The sequence below is a fragment of the Microbacterium sp. Leaf351 genome, from assembly GCF_001423825.1.
GTDB lineage: Bacteria > Actinomycetota > Actinomycetes > Actinomycetales > Microbacteriaceae > Microbacterium > Microbacterium ginsengisoli.
This window is the reverse complement of sequence record NZ_LMPK01000015.1, coordinates 194209-199924: the sequence shown is the minus strand read 5'-3', so window position 1 is coordinate 199924 and position 5716 is coordinate 194209. Positions and strand designations below refer to the sequence as shown.

At 70.9% G+C, this 5716-nt stretch carries 4 protein-coding genes; 2 read left to right on the top strand and 2 right to left on the bottom strand.

Going from position 1 to position 5716, the window contains the following annotated elements; all coding sequences use genetic code 11:
- Together ASG00_RS17465 and ccsB are read left to right on the top strand one after the other, a co-directional pair.
- Window positions 1-901: cytochrome c biogenesis protein ResB (locus ASG00_RS17465; protein ID WP_235559349.1), on the top strand; the 901-nt coding region annotated here is incomplete at its 5' end.
- Between the two features lie 10 nt (window positions 902-911).
- Window positions 912-2000 carry a c-type cytochrome biogenesis protein CcsB gene (gene ccsB / locus ASG00_RS06625; RefSeq protein WP_056207820.1) on the top strand — a complete coding sequence of 363 codons (1089 nt, stop codon included), beginning with the start codon at window positions 912-914 and terminating at the stop codon, window positions 1998-2000.
- A gap of 70 nt (window positions 2001-2070) precedes the next feature.
- Here the strand turns inward: ccsB and ASG00_RS06620 are convergent, their stop codons facing one another.
- Window positions 2071-3987 carry a YhgE/Pip domain-containing protein gene (locus ASG00_RS06620; RefSeq protein ID WP_056207734.1) on the bottom strand — a complete coding sequence of 639 codons (1917 nt, stop codon included), beginning with the start codon at window positions 3985-3987 and terminating at the stop codon, window positions 2071-2073.
- A partial coding sequence (locus tag ASG00_RS17460) for an MMPL family transporter (RefSeq protein WP_235559346.1) occupies window positions 3984-5716 on the bottom strand: 1733 nt, incomplete at its 5' end. The genes ASG00_RS06620 and ASG00_RS17460, both read right to left, overlap by 4 nt.

Below are 5716 nucleotides of genomic sequence, written 5' to 3'. Positions count from 1 at the left end.
GCGGGTGAACCATCCGCTCGAGGTCGCCGGGGACCGGGTCTATCTGATGGGCAACGGGTACGCGCCGACGATCATCGTGCGCGACTCCGCCGGCAAGGTGATCTACAACGAGTCGGTGCCGTTCCTGCCGCAGGACAACAACATGACCTCGCTGGGCGTCGTGAAGATCCCCGACGGGCTGCCGCAGCAGCTCGGTCTCGTCGGATTCTTCTACCCGACGATGCAGCCGCTGACCACGGGAGCGTTCAGCTCGGTCTACCCCGACCTGATCTACCCGGTGCTGACCCTCAACGTCTACGCCGGCGACCTCGGCATCAACGACGGAACCCCGCGTTCGGTGTACACCCTCGACCCGACCGGCATGACCCAGCTCACCGGCGGCACCACCGGGGTGAACTCGCTCGAGCTCATGCCGGGGCAGACCGCGAAGCTCCCGAACGACTGGGGCACGGTGACCTTCGTGAACGAGGCCGACCCGTCGGCATCCACCCTGGTGACCGGGAGCCTGGACGCCTCGAAGACGATGCAGGCGGTCGGCACCGACTACTCCGCGTCGGTGAAGCGCTTCGTGTCGCTGTCGATCCACCACGACGCCTCGTCGGTGTGGGTGCTGGTGTTCGCCGGGCTCGCCGTGGCCGGGCTTCTGGCCGCGCTGTTCGTTCCGCGCCGCCGCATGTGGGTGCGGGTCACTCCGAAGGACGGCGCGCTGCGCCTGGAGTACGCGGGGCTCGCGCGCGGCGAGGACCCGGCGATCGCCGTCGCGGTGACCCAGCTCGCCGAGCGCCACGCGAAGTCGGTCGCAAAGGCGGCGAAGACGGCGCCGCAGGCGTCGACGGACGCCTCCGATGCCCCCGCGGGCGACGACGCGACTCCCGGCGAAGCCCACAACGGCCGCGCGTAGAATCACCGCCATGCCCTCCACCGGTTTCTCGCTCGACTCCGCCTCGGTCATGCTCGTGTGGACGGCGATCGCCATCTACGCGCTCGCGTTCATCGCCTACACGATCGACCTCTCCCGACGCTCGGTGGCCGCCATCGACGCGAAGGATGCCGCCACCGAGGATGTGCGCGAGCTCGTCGGCGTAGGGGCGGCGACGGCCTCGTCGTCGGCCTCTTCCCGCGGCTCGGTCGAGACCATCGATCAGGTGCGTGCGCGACAGGAGCGCGCCGCCGAGGCACTGACGGCCCGCGGATCGCGTCGCGACCGCCCCGTGTGGGCGCGCATCGGCACGACGCTGACCTGGCTCGGCTTCCTCTTCCACCTCGCGGCCGACGTCACGCGCGGAATCGCCTCGGGCCGGGTGCCCTGGTCGAACATGTACGAGTTCGCCCTCACCGGAACCCTGCTGATCGTCGCGGTGTACCTCGCGGTGCTGTTCCGTTACGACCTTCGCTTCCTCGGCTCCTTCATCACGGGCCTCATCGTGCTGCTCATGGGTGGCTCTGCAGTCGCGTTCTACCGCGAGATCACGCCCCTCGCCGATCCGCTGAAGAGCGTGTGGCTCGTGGTGCACGTGTTCGTCGCCTCTCTCGCAACGGCGCTGTTCGCCCTCGCGTTCGCGCTCTCGGTGCTGCAGCTCATGCAGATCCGCCGCGAGCGCCGCGCGCTCGCCGCCGCCGAGGCGGGCACCGCCGGTGCGAAGACCGGTCCCGGATTCCTGCGGCTGCTGCCGTCGGCCGAGAACCTCGAGTCCCTCGCCTACCGATTCGCGATCATCGGCTTCATCTTCTGGACGTTCACCCTCATCGCAGGCTCCATCTGGGCGAACGACGCCTGGGGACGCTACTGGGGCTTCGACACGAAGGAAGTCTGGACCTTCGTCATCTGGGTCCTGTACGCGGGCTACATCCACGCGCGTGCGACGCGCGGTTGGCGCGGCACGCGGTCGGCGTGGCTGTCGATCGTCGGCTTCGCCGCGGTGATGTTCAACTTCACGATCGTCAACATGTTCTTCAAGGGTCTGCACGCCTACAGCGGGCTCACCACCGGCGGCAGCTGAGCCGACCGGCACACGACGAGGGGGTGGATGCCGCGGCATCCACCCCCTCGTCATGTCGCGCGGACGCGGGTCAGGCCGTCGTGCCGGCGACCACCGCCCGCACCGAGGACGTGCGGTGGCGCCACACCGCGAAGGTGGTGGCGAGCAGACCCAGCACCGTCCATACGACCATGCCGACGACGGCGGATCCGACGCCACCGGCACTCGCGAGCACCCCGAGGGCGGCGTTGTAGGCCGGCGCGGTCGGCATGAGACCGGCGAGCCAGGTCAGCCCCGACGGCGTCGTCGAGACGACCGACGTGGCGATGGCGAGTGTTCCGGCGATCGCGGCGATGAGGCGGCCGGTGCCGCGGAAGAGCGCGACGAGCGCCTGGTTGACCGCGGCGAACGCGATGCCGGCGACGACGCTCAGCCCGGCGTACGCGAGCCACGATCCGGTGTCGTAGTTCGCCGCGATCTGCACGACGATGGCGACGAGCACGCCCTGCAGGGCACCGATGACGGCGGCGGGGGCGAAGGAGCGCAGCGCCAGCACGACCGAGGGCAGACGGCTCGCGAGCGCACGACGCGAGACCGCCTGCAGCACCACGAAGGTCGCCAGCGATCCGAACCAGAGCACGAGGGTCGACAGCAGCGGGATGGCGGAGCCGCCGAACAGGTTCGTGGAGACCCCGCTGGCGGTCACCGGGTTCGCGACGACGTCGGCGAGGGTCGCCGCCTGCGTGTCGCTGTAGGTGGGGATCGATGAGACGGCCGTCTTCAGGCCGTCGGAGAGCGACGAGGCGCCGGTGGCGAGCTGGTCCACGCCGGCGACGAGCTGGGTCGCCCCGGACGACGCCTGGGTGGCGCCCGACGCGAGCGCGGCCGAGCCGGCGGCGATGCCGGATGCTCCGGACTGCAGCTGGTGCGCCGCGGCGGCCGACTGCGTGAGACCGGCCGAGGTCTGCGACGTCAGCTGGGACACGCCGGTCTGGGTGCCGGACGCGTAGCCCGCCGCGTAGCCGGCGGCCGTCGCCGCCCCGATCGCCGTGTCGTTCGCGGGGTCGGTCGGGGAGCCGACGAGTGTGCCGAGCTTCTCGCACAGCGTCGCGATGGCGGCCGTGTTCGTGTTCGGCAGCGCGTGCGGCGGCAGTAGCTGCGCGCACTCCTGGGCGAGGGCGCCGAGCGTCGTCGCGACCGCTGTCGTCTGGCTGGCCGCGCTGGCCGCGTACTGGGACGTGGTGGCGGCGGCCGAGTTCAACGACGGGCTCGCGACTTGCGCGGCAGCGGTCTCCAGTCCGCTCGCGAGCTGGCCGGCGCCCGATGACAGCTGGTTCGCGCCGGAGGTTAGCTGGTTCGCCCCGGAGGCGAGTTGGCCGATGCCGGAGGGGAGGGCGGCCGCACCGCTCGCGGCGGTGGCGGCGCCCGTGGCGAGCTGCTCGGCACCGCTCGAGGCCTGTCCGAGCTGCGTGTTGAGCGTCGTGAAGCCGAGCAGCACGTTCTTGACGTAGTTCTGCGACAGCTGCTGTCCCATGACGGATGTCGCGGTCTGCGCGATCTGCGCGGTGATCGCCGAGTCGACGACCTTCGCGTCGTTGGCCGTCGCGATCGAGATCGTCGCCTTCTCAGGTGTGCCGCCCGGGGCGGTGGAGGTGGCGGCGGCGGAGAAGTTGTCGGGGATGGTGATGACCGCGGCGTACGTGCCGTCGGCGAGACCGGAGGCCGCGTCATCCGTGTTGGAGATCACCCAGTCGAGGTTCGAGGGCAGGTCCTTCGAACCCTCGACGAGGCCGGCGGTCAACTGACGTCCGAGCGGCACCGTCTGGCCGTTGAGGGTGACCGGCTTGTCGTTGTTGACGATGGCCGCGGTCATGTTGCCGAGCCGGTCGGTCGGGTTGTACAGCGACACGACCAGCACGGCGCCGACGAGCACGGGCAGCAGGATCACGCCGATGACGGCGAGCCAGGTCACCGGGCGCAGGGTGCGGGAGCGTTCGAGCAGAGTCATGCGGTCACCTCGGCGACGTCGGACGCGGAGAGCGTCGTGCGGATGCGCAGTGCGGGCGCGATGGAGATGCGAGCGCCCCGCAGCAGGGCGCCGAGATCGTCGACGGAGGTCGGTGGCGCCGACGCGACGAGCGTCACGCGGCCGTCGCCGGCGCCCTCGCGCAGCAGGGCGAGCGCCTGGTCGCGGTCGGCGGGGGTGAGGCGTTCGAGCCGGTCGATGCCGTCGATCACGACGATGCTGGCGCGGCGCAGGCCGCGGCGCAGGTCGGTGAGCGGCGCCTCGCTGGTGCCGAGCGAGACGAACGCGCTGTGTCGACGGGCCCAGGCGTTGCGTCCGGGGAGAAGGTGGCCCGCCACACGCAGGCGCCCGCCGGTCGACTCGAGGCGTCCGGCGATCGTGAGCAGCAGGGCGCGGGTCGCCCGCGGGTCCTCCGCGGTGACGAGCAGGCCGTCGCCGGTCGCGAGCCTCACGTCGACGCCGGTGTAGACGCGACGCCGTTCGTCGTCGAGCTCGAGCGCGTCGGCGGCCACGGCGTAGCGGTCGGCGTCGTCGGGCCAGTCGGCCAGCGCGATCTCGCGCTCGACGGCCTCGCCCTCGATGTCGAAGTGGGGCAGGCGCTTGCCGAGCCAGCGCGGCATCCACCAGGCGTGCGCGCCGAGCAGTGCCATCACGGCCGGCACGAGCGTCATGCGCACCAGGAACGCGTCGAACAGGATGCCGCTGGCGAGCCCCAGTGCGATGGGCTTGAGGCTCGAGTCCCCCTCGGGGATGAACGCGGCGAACACGGCGAACATGATGGTCGCCGCCGCCGTGACGACGCGGGCGGAGCCGGTGTAGCCGCTGCGCACGGCGTCGATCGCGACCTCGCGGCGGGTGCGGCCGTCGGCCTTCGCGTGCACGAAGTCCTCGCGCATGCGCGAGACGAGGAAGACCTGGTAGTCCATCGCCAGGCCGAACAGCACGCCCATGAGCACGATCGGCATGAAGCTGATGATGGGGCCGACCTTCGCGACGTGGATGAGGTCGGCGCCCCAGCCCCACACGAACACGGCCGACACGACGCCGAACGCGGCGCCCACCGACAGCAGGTAGCCCAGCGCAGCCTTGATCGGCACCCAGATCGAGCGGAACACGACCATGAGCAGCACGAGCGAGAGCCCGACGACGAAGATGCCGAACGGCAGCAGCGCGCCGCCGAGGCGATCGGAGATGTCGATGCCGACCGCGGTGAAGCCGGTGACCTTCATGTCGACGCCGTAGGTGTCGAGGATGTGGTCGTGCTGCGCGCGCAGCTCCCGCACGAGTGCGGCCGTCTCGGGTGAGTCGGGCGCCGTCGTGGGGATGATCTGCACGATGCCCGTGTCGGCGGTCTCGTTCGGGGTCGCGAGGGCGACGGTCTTGACCCCCGGCAGGGTGGCGACGTCGTCGCCGATGTTCTTCATGAGGTTCAGCGGATCGGTCGAGGTGACGATCGTGCCGGTCATGATGAGCGGGCCGTTGAAGCCGGGTCCGAAGTGCTCGGAGATCAGGTCGTAGGTCTTGCGCGCCTCGCTGTCCTTCGGCAGTACGCCCGCGTTCGGAAGGGCCAGTTGCAGGCTCGCCGCCGGGATGGCCAGCACGCCGAGCGTCACGATGACCGCGATGGTCGTGACGAGCGGATGCCTCGTCACCACGCCCGCCCAGCGGGTGGAGAACGACCGGCGGGGTGCAGCATCCGATTTCTTCGCGG

Bases quoted from the DNA above. Each gene is read 5' to 3' on its own strand.
- ASG00_RS06620 (WP_056207734.1), bottom strand. From the start codon at position 3,987: ATGACTCTGCTCGAACGCTCCCGCACCCTGCGCCCGGTGACCTGGCTC.
- ccsB (WP_056207820.1), top strand. From the start codon at position 912: ATGCCCTCCACCGGTTTCTCGCTCGACTCCGCCTCGGTCATGCTCGTG.